Raw genomic sequence first — 19,577 nt, forward strand, 5'->3', positions numbered from 1 at the left:
TAAATTGTATTTGTGTATAATCACTATACCTCTCTGTGAAGAACTTATTGCTGAAGATTGTTTCAATTTAGGGAATTTACCCAATTTGTTCTCCAAGAAAAATCCAAAATGGATTAAGATTGTACTGGAAAAGACTTTTAGGTGGAGAAACGGTTGATTTTTGCCAAGGTTTGATATCTTTACATTTCATTCGGCGATGGGGTTCCGCCTTACAACCGCTCCTTTTTTGGTGCTGATGACTCCTACTTCAACTCAATTGCCAACCATCCAAACAGGAATGGCCATCATCATGGATATTATTCCCTGATATGTCTATTCATTTTGGATACAATCAATCCCATATGTTGGAGAGGATAAAAGCCTGTCTCAAAATCAATTCGTTTTTCACTTTCGAATTTCTTCCAAATCTGTTCTTTACCTTCAAATGGCTGCTGATTGCGGGTGTGGTAGGAATGCTGGCTGGTTCTGCCTCCGGAATCTTCTTGATATCCCTCAATTGGGTAACCGTTTATCGGGAATCCAACCTTTGGATCATCGCACTCTTGCCATTGGCGGGGCTTTTGATCGGTTGGGTTTACCATCGTTTTGGGGAATCCGTGGTGAAAGGAAACAACCAGCTCTTGGAGGAATTTTACAATCCCCAAAAAACCATTCCGCTGAGAATGGCTCCATTGGTGCTCTTCGGGACATTGGCCACTCATCTTTTTGGTGGATCGGCTGGACGTGAGGGTACGGCCATCCAAATGGGTGGGGCATTGGCAGATCAATTTACCAAATGGCTTAAACTCGAAAAGGAAGATCGGAAAATACTGATCACCGTCGGTGTTGCTGCAGGTTTTGCCTCCGTTTTCGGGACGCCCTTGGCCGGAGCGGTTTTTGCCTTGGAATGGCTGGTGGTGGGTCGTGTTCGCTACGAAGCCATTCTGCCTGCATTTTTTGGCGCCTATGTTGCCAATTATGCCTGTGCAGAGCTTTGGCTGGTGGAACATCATCATTATTCCATTTCTTTAGTCCCCAACCTGGACTTGACAAATTTACTTTGGATCCTCCCGGCAGGAATCTGTTTTGGTTTGGCCGGAAGACTGTTTGCCAAAGCCACCCATTTTTGGGGAACACTTTTCGAAATGAAAATCAAATATCCTCCTTTAAGGCCATTTATTGGCGGTCTTCTGGTTGCCCTTTTAGTCTTTGCCATGGGCACCACCAAATACATTGGCTTGGGCATCCCAACAATCACCGATGCCTTTACCGAACAACTCCCTTGGTATGATTTCTTGGCTAAAATTGGGATGACTTCCTTGACCTTAGGCGCAGGCTTTAAAGGGGGAGAAGTCACGCCTTTGTTCTTTACGGGAGCCACCCTGGGCAATGCCCTTTCTTGGATCATTCCCTTACCCATGGCACTCCTTGCAGGAATGGGATTTGTGGGCGTTTTTTCCGGCGCCACGAATACGCCCCTTGCTTGTACCCTGATGGGAATTGAGCTTTTTGGGGCCGAATCGGGCGTTTATGTGGGTTTGGCTTGTGTGATCGCATACCTCTTCAGTGGTCATGCTGGGATTTATAAATCCCAAATCATCGGGAGTCCCAAAAACATTAAAGCCCTCGGAAAGAAAGGGAAAAATCTTGGGGAAAGTTAGAGCCAGACCACATTTCGGGTTTTTAATTATCCTTCGCTTGATTTTTTATTACCTTGGAAGTCTAGAACCAAGAACTTTCCAAATTTAGGATCATGAATATATTCAAAAATTTCCTGGTAGCCTTTGTTTTCTTATTGGCATCAGAAGCTGCTTTCTGCCAAATAAGCCTGGATGAAAAAGTGCCCTTGGACCCAAGGGTCAAGGTTGGAAAGTTGGACAATGGGCTCACCTATTATATCCAATACAATCCACGGCCTGAAAACAAAGTGGAATTGCGGCTGGCCATCAACGCCGGATCCATTCTTGAAGAAGATGATCAGCAGGGCTTGGCCCATTTTGTAGAGCACATGGCATTTAATGGAACCCGCAATTTTGAAAAAAATGAATTGGTCAATTATCTTCAATCCATTGGGGTTTCTTTCGGAGCGGATTTAAATGCCTATACGGGATTTGACGAAACGGTGTATATCCTGCCGATTCCCTCGGAAAACGAAGCCACATTGAGGAATGGGTTTAAGGTTCTCAGCGATTGGGCCGGGGGGGTATTGATGAAGGACGAAGACATCGACGCAGAAAGAGGAATCATCGTCGAAGAATGGAGAACCGGAGAAGGATATTCAAAAAGGATGCAGGACCAATACCTGCCCGTGATCCTCCACAATAGCAAGTATGCGGAAAGACTGCCCATTGGAAAAATGGAAATTGTGGAAAACTTTGATTACGAAAGCTTAAGGAATTTCTACAGGGATTGGTACAGACCGGACAATATGGCCGTGATTGCCGTGGGCGATGTGGATCCCGAAAAACTGGAAGCCCTTGTCAAGGAGCATTTTTCGGACCTTAAAAACCCTGAAAATGCCAAGGAGAGAAAATCCTTTGAGATACCGGAGCATCAAGAGACTTTTGTGAGTGTGGTCACGGATCAGGAAGCCCCCGGGATCCAGCTGCAGTTTTTTTACAAGCACAAGGCTTTGCCCACAGAGACGAAGGAAGATTACCGCAATCTCTTGATCAGAACCCTTTACGGCGGCATGCTTACCCAACGTCTGGATGAAATCCGCCAAAAACCCGGAGCCCCTTTTGTTTTTGCCGGGACGGGATATGGCAACTTTGTCAGGGATTTGGATTATTTCTCCGCTTCCGCTGTAGTGGCCTCCGGCAAAATCGAGGCTGGCCTCCAATCGTTGGTGTTGGAAAATGAGCGCGTGGCCAGATTTGGTTTTACGGAACCGGAACTGGACCGTGTCAAAAAATCGGTCTTGAACAGCGCGGAAAGAAGCTTCAATGAAATGGACAAAGCCGAATCAAGATCAATTGTCGGTCGGTACGTCAATCATTTTTTAGGCGGAAGATTTGCCGATGGAGAGAAGTGGAAACATGAATTTTACCAAGAAATCATTCCCCAAATCACCTTGTCAGAGGTCAATGCACTCGCGGGTCAGTTGGTGCGAAATGAAAACCGAGTAGTCATCATCACCGCCCCGGAAGGCGAAAAAGAAAATATTCCTTCGGAAACAGCGGTGCTTGCCTTGATGGAAGAGATTGCAGACACAAGTTTGGAGCCCTATGCCGACAAAGCTTTGGCAGAAAACCTCCTGGAGGAATTGCCAATTCCCGTTAGCGTTTTGGAAACCGAAACTATTGCATCTATCGGCTTGACCACATTGACATTTCCCAACGGTGCCAAAGTATTTGTCAAGCCCACGGACTTCAAAAACGATGAAATCATCTTCTTGGCCAAAGGGGATGGAGGCGTTTCCTTGTATCCGGATGAGGACCATTACTCCGCAAGCTACGCCGGCGTGTTGGTCAATATCATGGGTGTTGGGGCATTTTCGCCATCAGATCTGAGAAAGATATTGGCAGGGAAAACCGTGTCGCTTACCCCAAATGTGCTTACCTATTCACAGGAGATCTCTGGCGCTACTTCGCCAAAAGATCTGGAGACGACCTTGCAGTTGCTTCACCTGTATTTTACCCAGCCCCGAAAAGACCAAGAACTGTTTGAGGTCTATATGGCCAACCAAAAAGCACAATTGGCCAGCGCCCTGTCCAATCCGGATTACCAATTCTCAAAAGCCTTGAACCGAATCATCGCAGATGGCAATTTGAGGGCCATGGGGATATATGATCCCGAAGATTTGGTTAACATAGATTTGGACAGGGGTTTGGAGATTTATGCAGAAAGGTTTGCCAACGCGGGGAATTTTGAGTTTTTCCTTACCGGAAATGTCGACTTGGAGGGTATCACCCCGCTCCTCGAACAATACATCGGAAGTCTTCCGGGAAGCCCAGATCAAAAGGAAGCGTACAAGGATCTAGGCATCCGAGCACCGAGAGACCAAAAAGAAATCGTGGAAGTGGGCGTGGACCAGAAAAGTCAGGTCATTCTCTACTTTTCGGGAGAAATCCCTTATGACCGAAAAAAGGCTGCCGACTTCGGTTATTTGGGGGAAATCCTGACCATCAAACTCATCGAAAGCCTCAGGGAAGAAATTGGAGGCGTCTATGGCGTGGGTGCCAATGGCAGTCTTTCCTCCAGGCCCGTAGGGAATTTTTCTTTCTCGGTTAGTTTTCCCTGTAGTCCCGAAAAAGTGGAAAGTCTGATCGAAGCCACTTGGATAGAGATTCAAAAAATACAGGAAAATGGACCCTCAATTGAAGATCTGAATAAAGTAAAGGAAAAACGAAGGATCGCTTTGGAAGAAAACCTGAAGAGAAACAGCTATTGGAATGCCCAATTGTCGGCAATCAGAACTTATGGGCTTTCTTGGGATGTCATTCTTGAAGCAGAAAAATCCATCGACTCCGTGACTCCAGAGCGCATCCAATCGGCCGCCAAAGAATTCCTCACGAAGGAAAATCTCCTCGAAATCAGGAAAAATCCAGCCAAAGCCTTGGACTAAGGGAATTGGCAGGGCCCATTTTCTTTCGCTGGTCATCAAATCGGATATTTTATGTGAAGATTAAACCCGGCGTATCCATCGCCAATTCAATTTCAGGATATAGTTTCTTAACAATCGGTCATTTGTATATTGTTTTTGACTTCACCATATAGGCAATATACTTATTCACCCAAAATCCTGATTTTCTTGCAGTTTCAGTCCTATTGTGAGAGCTAATGCATATTTCGGGTTGAACCGAAGGGATTCTTTTGAGTTAACCATACATGTATATTTTCCCCGCCCATAGCGAAACCATCGTGTCCGCCTTCAACAGAAAGGAGGTCATCGCACGGCTCAATCAAGTGACCCAAAATGTAAATTTTCTCGATTTTGACGAAACAAAGAAGAAAAGCCACCTATTCAATGGTGTTGTGAAAGAGGATTCCTTTAGGATTTCATTGGTGATTGACAAAGCGGACAGTTTTTTGCCCTTGATCGCAGGAAAAATAGAATCCACTGCGGCGGGCTGTATTCTTTTTCTGAAATACAGCCTATTCCCTGGGGCGAGCTTCTTTTTGGGTTTTTGGTCGGTCATTATCCTGGCCATGTCCCTTTTCTTCTTTCTGGGCAAAAGCGATCCTGCTTATGGTTTTCTATGCCTTGCGATCGGATTGGGGAACTATCTATTTGCCTGGATGCATTTCAAGCGAAAAATCCGAAAATCTCAATCCCTTTTTTATAATCTGCTCAATCTCCAAGTAAGGGATTAATTGTGGCTTTTCTATGGATTATGCCATTGAGGTCGTATTTTGCAGACTCAAAATCAAACCAAAAAAACCGAATTATATGAAATATAGAATAGAAAAAGATACCATGGGCGCTGTGGAAGTCCCCGCAGACAAATATTGGGGTGCACAAACCCAGAGATCCATCAATAATTTTAAAATAGGTGGCGAAAGAAACCGGATGCCGATCGAAATCATCCATGCTTTTGCGATCCTGAAAAAATCGGCAGCGCTCGCCAATGCAGAATTGGGCGTGCTTGCCCAAGACAAGGCCGACATCATCGGCAAGGTCTGCGACGAAATCCAGACTGGCCAGCATGACGACCAATTTCCTCTCGTCATCTGGCAAACCGGGTCTGGCACCCAGTCCAATATGAACGCCAATGAAGTGATCGCTTACAGGAGCCATGTTCTGCTTGGCGGCACCTTGGAGGATGAAAAGAAAAAAATCCATCCCAATGACGATGTCAATAAGTCCCAATCTTCCAATGACACTTTTCCCACGGCGATGCACATTGCCGCTTACAAAATGGTCATGGAAACCACCCTTCCTGGGATCATAAAACTGAGGGATACCCTGAAATCAAAATCTGAGGCATTTATGGATGTGGTCAAAATCGGTCGTACCCACTTTATGGATGCTACCCCATTGACTTTGGGACAGGAATTTTCGGGTTATGTGGCCCAATTGGATCATGGGATAAGGGCTTTGAAAAATACGCTATCCCATTTGTCCGAGTTGGCACTTGGGGGAACAGCCGTAGGTACGGGTCTGAATACTCCAGCAGGTTATTCGGAGTTGGTTGCAAAAAAAATCGCCGAATTATCAGGGCAACCTTTGGTAACGGCTCCCAACAAATTTGAAGCTTTGGCTGCCCATGATGGCATTGTCGAGACGCATGGTGCATTGAAGCAAATAGCAGTGAGTCTCATGAAAATCGCCAATGATATCCGGATGCTCTCTTCAGGACCAAGATCCGGGATCGGCGAAATCCTGATTCCAGAAAATGAGCCAGGTTCTTCGATCATGCCCGGTAAAGTGAACCCTACACAAGTGGAGGCCATTACGATGGTCGCGGCCCAAGTGATGGGCAATGACGTTGCGATTTCGATCGGAGGATCCAATGGACATTTTGAGTTGAATGTTTTCAAGCCTATGATGATCGCCAACTTCCTACAATCGGCACGTTTGATCGGGGATGCTGCGGTTTCTTTCACGGACAATTGTGCGGTGGGAATCGAACCAAACAGGCCCTTTATCAAACGTCACCTCGAAAATTCCCTGATGTTGGTCACGGCTTTGAACCCCCATATCGGTTATGAAAATGCTGCCGCCATTGCCAAAAAAGCACATAAGGAAGGAACCAGCCTAAGGGAAGCCGCTTTGGATTTAGGATTGTTGACCAGTGAACAGTTTGACGAATGGGTTAAACCCGAAGACATGATTGGGAGCTTAAAATAATAAAATAGTTTTCTAACTTAAATTTAATTTTATGAAAAAAGCAAAAATTTATTTTTCTCTTGCAGCGATGCTATTTGCCTTCTCAGCACAGGCAGAAAATCCATCCATTCCTTCTGAAAAGGAACCGAAAGTGATCTCGGCAGAAGATCTGAAAAGAATGGATGAAATTGAATCCAGGGTGATGGAAATCAAAAAAATGGACTTTTCCACCATGGATAAGGCGGAAAAAAAAGCCATTAAAACGGAGCTCAAAGAGCTGAACAAAGAAGCAAGGCGTGGTGGCGGACTTTACCTTTCACTTGGAGCCGTTATCGTCATAGTCTTGTTACTTGTTATTCTATTGTAATGCATGAAGAGGTCAATTCCAAATAAATAGGAATTGTGAGTTGTTCCATTTGAACAAGAAGCATAGGGAACCAGATTTTTCTCCAAAAAGAAATGTTCGGTTCCCTTTTTTTAATGGCTCTGATATCCTGGATAAGCCTATCAAAACACCAATTCTTTCCCTTTATGTATTTATTTTTCCTCGGGCAGAGTTTTCAAATACGCATGTACTTTAATTGCGCGCAAGTAAATTATGCTCAATGGAATTAGCCAAAGAAGCTTATTGAATGCCAAGTGGAATATGGTTCTTTTGTTCCAACCCAAAATGGGAATGAATTCCAAAAAGAACCATGAAAAAGAGATGATTTTCCCGACAATGCCCACCAATATCAGATACCGCCAACTACTCGGGTAAAATGCACTCATGAAGATCAAAAAACCGATCAACAAGCCAAAACCACCAAACCAGTTGCTCTCCAATCCCGGAATGTTTTCCGGCGTCATGGATAGCCAACGCAAGAGGTGCTCTCCCAAATATTTAAAAAATGCTGACCAGGCCACGGTATACATTCCTGTAAGCAAAAGTATCCCTCGCATCGGCATCGGGAAACTTGGAATAGTTTGGTTTTTCTGCATTCAAATAATTCTTTATATTTCTGGAATTAACCTCCTGTTTCACCGAAGGTTCACATTTGATTGCAAAACTACATGAAGGATTTTAAAGTTACCCGAAGCCTTTGGATTATTATTCTAGTCCCACTGCTTATTTCTGTTGGATTTATCGCCGGCCAAAGGCTGGGCGAGATCACACCAGCATCCATCCAGGGTGCGGAGACGCTAATTGGATTGGAATTTTCTCCAGCCGAAAAGGACAGCATGCTCCAAAACCTGACCAATTTCCGGACGGGTTATGAGAATATGCGGAAAAACAAACTCGAAAATGCGGTTTCCCCTTCCCTGGTATTCAATCCCCTTCCTCATGGGTATTTTCCGGATCAAGAACAAAGGGATCAAAACTGGGGATTGCCCGCAACGGTTGAATTGCCCGCCAATGCGCATGACATCGCTTTTATGTCCGTAGCAGACTTATCCACATTGATTCGGACGCGGAAGCTGACTTCAGAAAGACTTACCGGTATTTATTTGGACCGAATCAAGAAGTACAGTGACACATTGGAATGTCTGATTACCCTGATGGAAGTGGAAGCTTTGGAAAAAGCCAAGGCGATGGACCAAGAACTTAAAAACGGAAAAATCAGAGGGCCGCTTCATGGAATTCCTTATGGCATCAAGGACCTTTTGGCCGTCAAAGGGACCAAAACAACTTGGGGAGCCATGCCTTTTAAAGACCAGGAAATTGATGAAACTGCCACTGTCGTCGAAAAACTCAATGATGCCGGTGCTGTACTCGTCGGTAAATTCACACTCGGAGCTTTGGCAATGGGAGATGTTTGGTATGGTGGGGTTACCAAAAACCCATGGAATCTCCAGCAAGGATCCAGTGGCTCCTCAGCGGGATCTGCCTCTGCAGTGAGTGCGGCTTTGGTGCCTTTCGCGATTGGAACAGAGACTTTGGGAAGCATTGTATCGCCTTCCACCAGAAATGGAGTCACGGGATTACGACCGACTTTTGGGCGGGTGAGCAAATTTGGCGCAATGGCCCTGAGTTGGAGCATGGACAAAATTGGTCCGATTTCCCGCAGCGCTTTGGACAATGGCGTTGTGCTTTCGGTCATCAATGGTTTGGATAAAAAAGACCAAAGCACCATTCCGGCAGCTTTGAATTACAGTGTGGATAAGTCCATAAAATCTCTTAAAATAGGCTATTTTGAAGAATTTTTCAATGCCGACAGAAGCAGCAAGGCCATCGATCAACAGGTTCTGGAAGATTTGAAAAGCTTGGGACTGACCTTGCACCCCGTAAAACTTGAAACCTCAGTGGATGTCAGCAGCATGCTGATCATGTTGTTTGCCGAAGGCGCCGCAGCATTCGATGATTTGACGCGGTCAAATATGGACGATCTGCTCGTGGCTCAGCATCGCGGTGCCTGGCCAAACCAGTTTCGTGCGGCAAGGTTTATTCCGGCGGTGGAATATATTCAGGCAAGCAGGAACCGTTCGGTTTTGATTGAAGAAATGCATGCACTGTTCCAAGAGTATGACGTGATCATCAGTCCTTCCTTTGGCGGGAACCAACTCCAGATCACCAATTTGACTGGTCATCCGGCACTTTGCATGCCGAATGGATTTACGGAAAACGGAAGTCCCACTTCCATCACCTTCCTTGCCAATTTATTTGAGGAAGAAAAGTTGATCATGCTGGGAAGGGCCTATCAGGAAAAAACAGATTGGCAGAAAAAAAGGCCTCCATTATTTGACAAGTAGCAACAAAACTCCTTTCCCATGTCTTAAAGATATGGGAAAGGAGTTTTAAAGATTGTGGGCGGAAAATGACTTGGTCATGCCCAGAAATTTTTCTTTGTAAAGCTTTGCCCCTGGAAAGAGTTTCCGCATGTCCTTTTGGGAGATCAGTCTGATTTCGTCCAAATACTGTTGGGCATCTTTGGGTTCCCATTTTTGCATTCGGCTGATTTTGGTCTGCGTCAAAAGGTGGAAAGCCGACCTCTTGGGGATGTATTGGATAAAGGGAAGCGCATAGTGCGCCTCGATAAAAAAGTGTTTGTTGGGTGTTTGGATAAAAAACTTCTTTCCCACACGCATGACTTCTTTGGCCATCTTCTTTTGGTTTTCCCAAGTATAAAGATGTTCGATCACGGAATTGGAAAATACAAGATCAAAACTCCCGTCTTCAAAACCCGATAAATCTGTGGCGTCTCCTGCCATGCTGGAGATGCGATGGACATTTACTTCTTCCTTGTGCAGATTGAGCAAGGTGATGTGGATATTGTATTTTTGCAAAAATTCCATGTCTTTCCAAAAATAGGCCGTGCCGCCTACATCCAGAACCCGAATCGGACTTCCTTGGGGAAAATTTTTAAGGATGAGATTTTCAAACACAAAAAACCGTCTCGATCTGAATTTGTTGCCAAGGGATTCGGGATGGTCTGATGGTGCCAGAAGGGATTTTATGTAATTCATGAATTGGAATCTTGCCTAAATAATCCGCAAAGTTAGGCAAGTCATTTAAATTTATTGATCAAAAAACAATTTTGATGCGCAAATCTTTTTTAATTTTGCTTGAAGTTGGGAAAATTTTAATTTAATCTTCAAATCATACCAGCCAAAAATTGGCCTAATAATGGTGGCTTGCTCCATTCGGTTTAGGATTCAAATGATTTTATGAAAAAACGTTTTTACACCTTCTTTCCTTGGCTTTTTGTAATCGGTGATATTTTGGCACTTCATGTGGCCTTGCTGGTTTCAATGGCCACATTGTTTTATTTTGGTGATTTCCCGATCCTCAGCGGTCCCCTTTATGCCACTTACATCATGATTTGGTTGGTTGTTTCCCTTTTGAGGAAGGATTACAAGATAGGTAGGACCACGGAATTTGAATCCACATTGAAACGCCTTTTTGGTTCGCTCCTTTGGTTTTTGGCGATTGTCTCCATTTTTTGGTTGCCCTTTAGATCAGATCCTTCCCGGATTGTGTTTTTGATTTCCCAAGCTACTTCCTTATTCCTTTTCTTGGGGCTTTATAGGGTTGGTGCACATATGGTGCTCAAGCAATACAGGAAAAAAGGATACAATTACAGAAATGCCGTAATTTTGGGAAAAGGCAGCAGCAGCAGCGAACTGGCCAAAATCCTCGGCATCAGAAGGGATTTTGGCATCAACTTTATGGGGTATTATGATGATGTTGCCTCCTGCAACCAAACCCGTGGCGACATCAAGATTTTCTACGAAGAGGCTTTGAAAATCAAGCTGGACTTGATTTATATCAATGAAAGGCTGGATGTCAACACCGTGAAAAATATCATTGATTTTGCGGAAGAACACTATATTAAAGTGAAAGTGATCCCGCATGGAAGTCTTCAACTCGAAAAGAAACTCTCCTTTAGTCGGTACGGCGATTTCTTTGTGATCAATGTGAATGAAATTCCATTGGACAATGTCTTCAACAGGTTTTTGAAACGGAGTTTCGACATCGTATTTTCACTTTTGGTCACCGTTTTTATCCTCAGTTGGTTGATTCCCATCGTGGGGATATTGATCAAATTGGAATCCAAGGGATCGGTTTTTTTCATTCAGGAAAGGAATGGGGAGAACAGTGTGGTCTTCAAATGCCTCAAATTTAGATCCATGACGCCCAATGATTATGGGGATAGCCAGCAGGCAGTAAAAAACGACCCGCGCGTCACCAAAATCGGTGCCTTTCTCAGAAATACCTCCCTGGATGAAATGCCCCAATTTTTGAATGTGCTGATTGGAGACATGTCCGTTGTCGGCCCTCGCCCACATACGATTCCAATGAATAGGGTTTTCAAAACCCAGATAGAAAAATACAATTCCCGACATAAGATCAGACCAGGCATCACCGGACTGGCGCAGGTAAAGGGTTTTAGGGGAGAAATCGAAAACCCTTATCAAATCCGTTCCCGGGTTAAACTGGATTATTTTTACATCCAAAACTGGTCAATATGGCTAGATTTGAAGATTTGCCTAAAAACAGTGATTGAATTGATCCGGAATCGGGAAAGCGCGTATTGAAAACATCCAATAGAATCTTATGTGGATGATCTCTCCATTCGTTCGCTGACAATTAAACCCGAATTCTAAGACAGCGGAAAAGTAACGTAAAGCAGCTAACTTGAGGTAAGCTAGATAGAGTTACGCATTTCGTTTGGGAATAGGGCTTGAAACTGCAAAAAAACCAGACTATTTGGAGATTAGGGTAAGGTCAAAAAACAGTTAACGACTCAGTGATTACTAAGGAATTTCGGGATTGATTTGATAATGCATAAAGCGGGTTAAACGACTTTGCCAGGAAAAGTGAGATCAAGCAAATTGAAATCACTTTTCCTGACAAAGTCAGCCCCATCAAATCTTCAGGATGGCATCGATCAAGTTCATGTTTTCCCCCTTTTTCTTGAAAATCAACATGGGCAACATGTTGTTTGCCTCCACCAAATTTTCTGCAACGCTTCCCAACAAGACCGATGCAGAAGAGGTTCTTCCCCTGCTTCCCATAATGATCCAATTGGCTTGGTGTTCTTGGGCCATTCGAGTGATGAATTTTCCGGAATTTTCTTTTTCATCCATAAGGAATAGACATTCGAAATGCTGGTGCTTGTATTTCTGGAGGAATTTTTCGTAATCCTTTTTTGCATGCCCTTTCATAATCGCGGCAAATTCTTCGTAAGATTTTCCAGTCTTGTAGTAGCCGGTAGGCACCTCATAAATATGGAGTGCTAAAATCTCCGTATTTGTTTCTTCAAACAACTTCTGGGCAAACTTAAAAGTAAGGTTGGAGTGTTCGGAAAAGTCCAGTGGAATGAGCACTTTTTTGGGTACGGCAATCTCACTGTTTTCTGTCAAGAACAGGACAGAACATGGGGATTTTTGGGCCATGTATTTGGCAAGTGAGCCACTGCCTTCCATCTCATTTTTTCTACCCATGATCATGATGTCCACGTCTTTGATATTGGCCCATCTTAGGATAGTGTCTCTTGGGTTTCCCTCCCCCACGATCACTTCCAGTTCAATTTCTTTGGGAAAAGGATGTTCTTTTATGTTCACTAGGATTTCCGCCTTTATCGACTCATCCAAAGGCGCAAGTATATCTGGATAATGGTCCTTTATCTCTTCAGGCAAAGAGAGATTCTTGGATATGTGGATAAAATAGATTTTTTCGATCCCTAACAATTTGGATAAAAAAGCTACCTTTTGCATCAAAACCCCATCCATGGCACTGAGGTCAAGCCCTACCATTGCCTTTGTAAAATTCTCCATATACTTTTTTCCTATTCGATTGGTCAATTTACAGCTTTGTTGTAATTCTTCGGGATTAATGGCCAAAAAAATTACTGTTTTTCTAAATTCTAAATATCCGGATTGTCCTTCAAAATGCAATATATTTGTGTTGAATGGGAAAAACAATGACCAAATATTTTGTCGCCTATGTTCCGGAAGGAGAAATTCAGGAAGAGGCGACGAAGTTGAAACTCGAACTCTACGAAGCATTCAATCTTAAATACGCGCTGAAATCCCCTTCCCATGTCACCTTGAAGATGCCCTTCAGTTGGAATGAGGCCAAGGAAGAGAAACTGATTCAAAAAATAAAGGAATTTTTTGATGGCATCCAGGCTTTGCCTTTGACTTTCCAGGGATTTGGAAAGTTTGGGAGAAGGGTCATTTTTGTAAATGTGGTGGGCAACCCAGAGTTGTCCAAAATGCAAAGGGAATTTTCCTCCTATTGCAAAACCGCATTGAATCAGGTGGAGGAATTGAGCGACAAGTCCTTTCGTCCCCACATGACCCTTGCATACAAGGATACCAAAGAAAACAGATTTGAAGAATATTGGGATTTCATTTCCCAGAAGAAGTTTTCAAAAGAGGTGCTTGTTGACAAAATAGCCTTGCTGAGAAGGGTGGAGCGAAAATGGCAGGTCATTCATTTTTTTGTACTTAAGTAAAACAATTTCAACCATTTTGGTCTTATCGTTTTGGGTTAGACCAGTGAAAAACCCTTTGGTTTTCGATTCAAAAAGAAAAAAACTACAATTTTTTTAAATATTCATTTATTTGGCAAAAACCGCAAAACAACAAACAAAATATTTTTCAAAAAATATTAAAATAGCATTTTATATTAATTTTTTTTTGTTTTAGAATGAAAACAGTGGATTTTAAAGGTTTTTACATTTAAAACCAATCAATAATCTAGAATTATTCTTCTCCCAATTTTGGGATCGGTATGAAAACAAATAAAACATCGATTTTAAGAAATTTCATCCGCTAAAAAATGGCTTTTTCAAATTAATTGCATGTTTCTGACTTTAAAGCCGCTCCGTATTCATTCAAATATGGCTTTTTGTGAGATAATCGATAGAATCTACTTTTTAAGTGTTTTTCCTTCCAGGAGCACCATTTGATTTTATACAAATTTAAATTCATTATTGCAGTCAAATAATTGTTAATTTATTCTAAATAATTACCTATGAAGAAAGTTTTACTAAGCTTTGTGTTGGCGATATTTACAGTTTTGGCTGTAGCTGCACAAAGCAGGACGGTAACAGGTAAGGTAACTTCTGCTGATGAGCCAGAAGGAATCCCCGGTGTCAACGTCCGCTTGAAAGGAACTTCTGTTGGATCTATCACGGATCTTGACGGAACTTACTCTATCGCCGTTCCAGAAGGATCGGGAACATTGGTGTTTAGTTTTGTCGGCTTTTTGACAAAAGAAATGTCAGTGGGAAACAACTCTACAATTGACGTGGTTTTGGCACTTGATGTTAAAACCCTTAGCGAGGTAGTCGTTGTAGGTTATGGTACTCAGGAAAGAAGAGATGTAACAGGTTCTGTGACTTCCATCAGCAATGAGGCGATTGAAAATTTGGTTGCCCCTTCCTTTGATACACAGTTGGCCGGTAGAGCGCCAGGTGTATCGGTAACGGTACCTTCCGGTATTTTGGGTGCAAGGCCAATCATCAGAATCAGGGGTGTGAACTCCCTTTCGGGTGGTGCTGATCCTTTGATCGTGATTGATGGTGTTCCAGTGGTGGATTCTGACCGTGCAGGTCAAATTGCATCCAACCCACTTGCAAACATTAACCCAGCAGATATCGACTCCTATGAGGTATTGAAAGACGGTTCTGCTACTGCGATTTACGGCTCCAGAGCTGCGAATGGTGTGATTTTGATCACCACCAAAAGAGGTCAAACAGGTAAAGCTCAGGTAAACTACAGTGTAAGCACTGGTTTCAATGAGACTGTTGACAGATTCAATCTATTGAACGGGGATGATTTTGTCACGATTGCGAATGAAAAAAGAACAAACGCAAACCAAACTGGAAATGCAAACCCATCAGGTATCAACACCGATTGGCAAGATGCTGTTTTCAGAAGAGGTACTACGCAACAACACAACCTTTCCATTTCTGGTGGTTCTGAAGCAACCAAGTATTTCTTTTCTTTGGGATTCACAGATCAAGAATCAGCCGTTAGAGCGAATGATTTGAAGCGTTATGCTTTCAGAGCAAACATCGACCATAGTATTTCGAAAAGAGTAAGAGTGGGTACAAGTTTCTCTTATGCCTACACTGAAATCACCGGATTGAACAACGGAAACAATTCACTTTCGGGTGCGGTTTACAATGCCACCAGAGCATTGCCAAACGTTCCGATCTATGACGCTGCCAATACTGCCTTCAATGGCTTCAACATCACTGCCAATGGTGCAACCACTGGTTTCGGTGCGAATCTTGCAGGTCCTGACAACAATATTCCAAACATTGCTTACGTATTGGAAAACAATACTTACAGAGCAAGGAATCACAGGATCCAAGGAAATGCTTTTGGAGAAGTGGACATTGCTACCGGTTTGACCGCAAGAACCCAAATCGGTATCGATTTGACCATGGCGGATGACTTCACTTCTCTTGATGCAAGACATGGTGATGGCAGAAGCTCAAACGGTAACGTGATCATGGCTTACAATCCTGCTTTCCGTTGGAACTGGCAAAACACATTGAACTACCAAACGGTAATCGCAGATGATCACAGCATCAATGCTACCGTAGGTGTGGAATATCAGTACACCAATTTTTATAACTTTACTGCACAAGGAACAGATTTCTCGGATGAGTTTTTCCGTTATAGAAACTTGATTTCTGGTTCTTACAACAACCAGTTTTCAGGTGGTGGATACTCTGAGAATGGCTTTGATTCCTATTTTGCAAGATTGAACTATAGCTTCAAAGGAAAATACTTGTTGTCCGTAGCAGTGAGAAATGATGGTATTTCCCAATTGGCGAAAGAAAACAGAAGAGGTACCTTCCCAGGTGCATCCATTGGATGGAGAGTTTCTGACGAAGCTTTCTTCACCAGCAACTTGATCTCTGATTTCAAATTGAGAGCATCTTATGCAGAAGTTGGTAACGTCAATCTTCCAGGTGGTGCATTCCCTTATGCAGGTGGATTCGGTCCGGTATTGGCAGCAGCCGGTGCGGGTATTGGATACTCCAACGTAGCGAACACAGCCTTGCAGTGGGAAACTTCCAAGAAGTTGAACATTGGTTTGGACATGACCATTGGTAAAGTAACGATCGCTGCGGATTACTTCAAGAACAACGTGGATGGATTGGTGCTGAATGCTCCAACCGCTCCATCTTTGGGTATTCCGTTGAATGTGATCAGTCAAAACATCGGTGCGATGTACAATGAAGGTGTTGAATTAAGGGTTTTCTCCAATGTGATCAACAAAGGTAAATTCTCTTGGGACACAGATTTCAACTTTACGTTTATCAAAAATGAAGTAACCGCTTTGGTTCAGCCTTTGACAGGTACCTACAACAGAACAGTTGAAGGTGGTCCTCTTGCACAGCTTTATGGTTTCAAATGGGCAGGCGTCAATGCTTCCAATGGTAATCCAATGTACTTCAGAGGTGATGACATCGTTCAGTACAACTTGGTACAGGGTAATTTGGGTTGGAAAGCATACGATCCAGCCAATCCTGCCAACATCGCAACCGCTGCTTCTGCTCCAACTCAGGAATTTTTGGGCAACACATTGCCAAAATGGCAAGGAGGATGGTCCAACAACTTTACCTATGGTAATTTTGATGCTGAGATCTTCTTGAGATATGGTGGTGGAAACATGATCATGAATGAATCACTTAGAGGATTATTGGGTCAAGGTTTTTCCAACAACCACGCATCTATCTTGAACAGATGGACCGAAGGTGGTCAGGTGACTGATGTTCCTAAATTGTATTCAGGTCAAGATGCCAACATGTTCCAAACATCGGCTTCCAACTCAAGATTCATTGAAAAAGGTGATTTCTTAAGGGTTCAAAACATCGTGGTGGGTTATAGAGTCCCAACCCAGTTCTTAACCAGCACTTTCAACGGAAACATCAGAAACGCAAGATTCTTTGCACAGGTGCAAAACCCATTGATCTTCACAAAATACTCTGGTATCGATCCTGAATCAAACCAATTCTCTGGACAACTTCAATTTGGAGTGGATTGGAATGTGGCGCCGATCATCAGGACTTGGTCTGTAGGTCTTAATGTTGGATTTTAATCACACAACCTAAAAATTGAAAAAAATGACAAATATAATTTCAAATAAAATAAAGTCTGCGTTTGTAGCTTTAGCTATGATTGGGATTACTTCATGCGAGGTAACGGATCTTCAGCCAGCTAACATCATTCCAGATGCAGAGGCGTTTGCCGATGCCAATAGGATCAATGCGGCGGTCTTGGGGATTTATGAATCCGCACAAAGAGGCTTCTACTTGGGCGAAGTTCAGAGAGGCTATCCTTTCGGTGCGGCATCAACCCAGCAAGGAGATATGAAAGGTGAGGACATGTACAACGATCAGTTGTTTTATGAAATCACTTATACCAATGCGCAAAATCCTCAGTCTGCCAATAACAACGGTCAGTGGATTTCTCTTTACAGAATGATCAACAGGGCGAACTTTGTGATCGAGAACTTGGATGAAGCATTGTCATCCGGAGTTTTGACACAAGCCCAAAGAGACGGTTACAGAGGGGAAGCACTTTTCTTGAGAGCATTGGCACATCATGAATTGGTATTGTTTTTCGCAAGACCTTATTCTGACAACCCAACCGCTATGGGTATCCCCTACAGAACTTTTGCCATCAATGATGTTGCAAAAGTTGAGCCGGGAGAAGCTGTGGGTAGAGGTACGGTACAGGAGGTTTATGACCAATTGTTGTCTGATCTTAACGAAGCTGAAGAAATACTTCCTACTGCAGGAAATGCATTCAGAGGAAGAAAGGCATCTGCCATTGCTTTGAAGGCAAGAGTAATGCTTAACATGGAAGATTGGACAGGCGTCCTGGCTGAACATGCCAAGCTGATTGCTGCAGCAGAATTTGCAGTCACTGCAAATCCTTTGACTCCATTCAGAGGCGGAACAAGCTCTGACAACATCTTCTCTTTCGAAAGCACGGACGCATCCAATGCAGGCGTGAATGGCGCCCTTGCCAACATGTATGGCAACCCTGACTTGGGTTCCAGAGGTTTGGTAAAGATTAGCCCAATTATTTGGAGAGCAGATTTCTGGCTTCCAGGTGATGCAAGAAGAAGTTTAAGAGGTGAATCAGATGGATTTGTAAGCCAAGGCCCATTGGGCATGTTTACCAATAAATACATCGACAACACGACTTTCTCTGACAATACCGTGATCATCCGTTTTGCAGAAATCGTTCTTGCTGCAGCTGAGTCAAATGCAAGACTAGGCAATACAGCAGCAGCGGTTGAATTGTTGAATTCTGTACGTGACAGAGCGATTCCAGCGACAGCATCTTCTTTTGTTGCGGGTAATTTTGCATCCACAGATGCTTTGATCGAGGCAATCATCAACGAAAGAAGAATCGAGTTTTTGGCGGAAGGAAGAAGATGGACAGACATCCATAGACTTTCAGGCGAAGGCAGAATGGCGGGTATCCCAGCCAAAGCCACAAGCCGTTCCATCAATAACATCAATTTCTACACAACGGACAGAGCAATTCCAACAGATCACTCATTGTCATACAGCGACAATTTGTTCATCTGGCCTATCCCATTGGTAGAAATCCTGACAAACAATACTTCTCCAATACCACAAAATCCAGGATATTAATCCTTTCGATTTCATCATCAAAAAGGCTACCTTCATCGGTAGCCTTTTTTTTTCATTGAAACCTAAAAACAACTTCTTATGAAATTGAAAAGACATTTTACATCTGTTTTATTCATAATATCAGTTATTTTATCCTCCTGTGCTTCAGTTCGGGTAACAGAAAAAATGGTGACGGAGGATCAAGTATTTTATACTTCGCTCATGGTTGTATATTCGGATTTTGGTCCCGATTTCACACAAATGGATGAAGATTTTTTTGAGAATGCGATCAAAGACCGCTTCAACAAATTGGATGATACCAGAGTCAGAGAACAATTGCATCGCAGTTTAAAGAGAAACTTTGAACCCACGCCGTTGGAATTTATGGAGGATTATTTTCCCGTTCAGGCAGCGATCTCTTTTGAGAAGTATATGGAAAAACTCAAGAACCATGATTCAAGAGCGATTCTGTTAATCAACAGAAGAGGCTTTTGGAGTTCATCCAACATTATTGATGGCACCAGTTATACCAGTCCCAATGCGAGCTACAATTGTTTTCTATTGGATAAGGATACATTGGAAGTTGTATGGATGGGTAATTTTGTGGTCAATGGCACATCGCTTTCAGGATATGACACCATACACAACCACCTTACCAGGAATCTTGTGCGAAGATTACAGCGCAACAAATTGATTGCGACAATGGCCTTTTAGACTTTTCTGAAAAA

Annotated in this window: 14 protein-coding genes and 1 riboswitch; of the genes, 11 read left to right on the plus strand and 3 right to left on the minus strand. The window is 43.2% G+C overall.

Annotated elements, in window-relative coordinates:
• The first annotated feature begins 183 nt into the window (after positions 1 to 183).
• Positions 184 to 252, plus strand: a riboswitch (Fluoride riboswitch).
• 89 nt (positions 253 to 341) lie between these two features.
• The 5 genes from Q7J63_RS08110 to Q7J63_RS08130 all read left to right on the plus strand — a co-directional run bounded on the left by Q7J63_RS08110 (position 342) and on the right by Q7J63_RS08130 (position 7,118).
• Positions 342 to 1,640: a voltage-gated chloride channel family protein gene (locus tag Q7J63_RS08110; RefSeq protein WP_304885693.1), complete on the plus strand. Its 1,299-nt coding sequence runs from the start codon at positions 342 to 344 to the stop codon at positions 1,638 to 1,640.
• A gap of 92 nt (positions 1,641 to 1,732) precedes the next feature.
• Positions 1,733 to 4,546, plus strand: coding sequence for a pitrilysin family protein (locus Q7J63_RS08115; RefSeq protein ID WP_304885285.1), 2,814 nt, complete (start codon positions 1,733 to 1,735; stop codon positions 4,544 to 4,546).
• Between the two features lie 263 nt (positions 4,547 to 4,809).
• The gene (locus Q7J63_RS08120; RefSeq protein WP_304885287.1) at positions 4,810 to 5,295 is read left to right on the plus strand and encodes a hypothetical protein; all 486 of its coding nucleotides are present in this window, start codon (positions 4,810 to 4,812) and stop codon (positions 5,293 to 5,295) included.
• A gap of 76 nt (positions 5,296 to 5,371) precedes the next feature.
• Positions 5,372 to 6,772, plus strand: a complete 1,401-nt coding sequence (gene fumC / locus Q7J63_RS08125) for a class II fumarate hydratase (protein WP_026333441.1) — start codon at positions 5,372 to 5,374, stop codon at positions 6,770 to 6,772.
• A gap of 31 nt (positions 6,773 to 6,803) precedes the next feature.
• The gene (locus Q7J63_RS08130) at positions 6,804 to 7,118 is read left to right on the plus strand and encodes a hypothetical protein (protein ID WP_019596143.1); all 315 of its coding nucleotides are present in this window, start codon (positions 6,804 to 6,806) and stop codon (positions 7,116 to 7,118) included.
• 170 nt (positions 7,119 to 7,288) lie between these two features.
• Here the strand turns inward: Q7J63_RS08130 and Q7J63_RS08135 are convergent, their stop codons facing one another.
• Entirely contained in the window at positions 7,289 to 7,732 is a 444-nt protein-coding gene (locus Q7J63_RS08135; RefSeq protein WP_304885291.1) for a hypothetical protein, read from the minus strand.
• Positions 7,733 to 7,804: 72 nt separating this feature from the next.
• On the opposite strand from Q7J63_RS08135, the gene Q7J63_RS08140 reads away from it, so the two are divergent.
• The gene (locus Q7J63_RS08140) at positions 7,805 to 9,481 is read left to right on the plus strand and encodes an amidase (protein WP_304885293.1); all 1,677 of its coding nucleotides are present in this window, start codon (positions 7,805 to 7,807) and stop codon (positions 9,479 to 9,481) included.
• A gap of 45 nt (positions 9,482 to 9,526) precedes the next feature.
• Here the strand turns inward: Q7J63_RS08140 and Q7J63_RS08145 are convergent, their stop codons facing one another.
• Positions 9,527 to 10,195 carry a bifunctional 2-polyprenyl-6-hydroxyphenol methylase/3-demethylubiquinol 3-O-methyltransferase UbiG gene (locus Q7J63_RS08145; RefSeq protein ID WP_304885294.1) on the minus strand — a complete coding sequence of 223 codons (669 nt, stop codon included), beginning with the start codon at positions 10,193 to 10,195 and terminating at the stop codon, positions 9,527 to 9,529.
• A gap of 201 nt (positions 10,196 to 10,396) precedes the next feature.
• Between Q7J63_RS08145 and Q7J63_RS08150 the strand changes: the two genes are divergently transcribed.
• Positions 10,397 to 11,767: an exopolysaccharide biosynthesis polyprenyl glycosylphosphotransferase gene (locus Q7J63_RS08150; protein WP_304885296.1), complete on the plus strand. Its 1,371-nt coding sequence runs from the start codon at positions 10,397 to 10,399 to the stop codon at positions 11,765 to 11,767.
• 330 nt (positions 11,768 to 12,097) lie between these two features.
• On the opposite strand, the gene Q7J63_RS08155 is transcribed toward Q7J63_RS08150, so the two are convergent.
• Positions 12,098 to 13,009, minus strand: coding sequence for a universal stress protein (locus tag Q7J63_RS08155; RefSeq protein WP_304885298.1), 912 nt, complete (start codon positions 13,007 to 13,009; stop codon positions 12,098 to 12,100).
• Positions 13,010 to 13,155: 146 nt separating this feature from the next.
• Between Q7J63_RS08155 and Q7J63_RS08160 the strand changes: the two genes are divergently transcribed.
• The 4 genes from Q7J63_RS08160 (at position 13,156) to Q7J63_RS08175 (ending at position 19,563) form a co-directional block, all read left to right on the plus strand.
• Complete coding sequence (locus Q7J63_RS08160) at positions 13,156 to 13,692, plus strand: 2'-5' RNA ligase family protein (protein ID WP_304885300.1); 537 nt, start codon at positions 13,156 to 13,158, stop codon at positions 13,690 to 13,692.
• Positions 13,693 to 14,213: 521 nt separating this feature from the next.
• Complete coding sequence (locus Q7J63_RS08165; RefSeq protein WP_304885302.1) at positions 14,214 to 17,300, plus strand: TonB-dependent receptor; 3,087 nt, start codon at positions 14,214 to 14,216, stop codon at positions 17,298 to 17,300.
• A 25-nt stretch (positions 17,301 to 17,325) separates the two neighbouring features.
• The gene (locus Q7J63_RS08170; protein ID WP_304885304.1) at positions 17,326 to 18,870 is read left to right on the plus strand and encodes a RagB/SusD family nutrient uptake outer membrane protein; all 1,545 of its coding nucleotides are present in this window, start codon (positions 17,326 to 17,328) and stop codon (positions 18,868 to 18,870) included.
• A 78-nt stretch (positions 18,871 to 18,948) separates the two neighbouring features.
• On the plus strand, positions 18,949 to 19,563 hold the full coding sequence (locus tag Q7J63_RS08175; RefSeq protein WP_139189578.1) for a hypothetical protein: 615 nt from the start codon (positions 18,949 to 18,951) through the stop codon (positions 19,561 to 19,563).
• Positions 19,564 to 19,577: the final 14 nt, after the last annotated feature.

Origin of the sequence: Rhodonellum sp. (assembly GCF_030656585.1) — a bacterium.
Lineage (GTDB): Bacteria > Bacteroidota > Bacteroidia > Cytophagales > Cyclobacteriaceae > Rhodonellum > Rhodonellum psychrophilum.

Bases quoted from the DNA above. Each gene is read 5' to 3' on its own strand.
- Q7J63_RS08110 (WP_304885693.1), top strand. From the start codon at position 342: ATGTTGGAGAGGATAAAAGCCTGTCTCAAAATCAATTCGTTTTTCACT.
- Q7J63_RS08115 (WP_304885285.1), top strand. From the start codon at position 1,733: ATGAATATATTCAAAAATTTCCTGGTAGCCTTTGTTTTCTTATTGGCA.
- Q7J63_RS08120 (WP_304885287.1), top strand. From the start codon at position 4,810: ATGTATATTTTCCCCGCCCATAGCGAAACCATCGTGTCCGCCTTCAAC.
- fumC (WP_026333441.1), top strand. From the start codon at position 5,372: ATGAAATATAGAATAGAAAAAGATACCATGGGCGCTGTGGAAGTCCCC.
- Q7J63_RS08130 (WP_019596143.1), top strand. From the start codon at position 6,804: ATGAAAAAAGCAAAAATTTATTTTTCTCTTGCAGCGATGCTATTTGCC.
- Q7J63_RS08135 (WP_304885291.1), bottom strand. From the start codon at position 7,732: ATGCAGAAAAACCAAACTATTCCAAGTTTCCCGATGCCGATGCGAGGG.
- Q7J63_RS08140 (WP_304885293.1), top strand. From the start codon at position 7,805: ATGAAGGATTTTAAAGTTACCCGAAGCCTTTGGATTATTATTCTAGTC.
- Q7J63_RS08145 (WP_304885294.1), bottom strand. From the start codon at position 10,195: ATGAATTACATAAAATCCCTTCTGGCACCATCAGACCATCCCGAATCC.
- Q7J63_RS08150 (WP_304885296.1), top strand. From the start codon at position 10,397: ATGAAAAAACGTTTTTACACCTTCTTTCCTTGGCTTTTTGTAATCGGT.
- Q7J63_RS08155 (WP_304885298.1), bottom strand. From the start codon at position 13,009: ATGGAGAATTTTACAAAGGCAATGGTAGGGCTTGACCTCAGTGCCATG.
- Q7J63_RS08160 (WP_304885300.1), top strand. From the start codon at position 13,156: ATGACCAAATATTTTGTCGCCTATGTTCCGGAAGGAGAAATTCAGGAA.
- Q7J63_RS08165 (WP_304885302.1), top strand. From the start codon at position 14,214: ATGAAGAAAGTTTTACTAAGCTTTGTGTTGGCGATATTTACAGTTTTG.
- Q7J63_RS08170 (WP_304885304.1), top strand. From the start codon at position 17,326: ATGACAAATATAATTTCAAATAAAATAAAGTCTGCGTTTGTAGCTTTA.
- Q7J63_RS08175 (WP_139189578.1), top strand. From the start codon at position 18,949: ATGAAATTGAAAAGACATTTTACATCTGTTTTATTCATAATATCAGTT.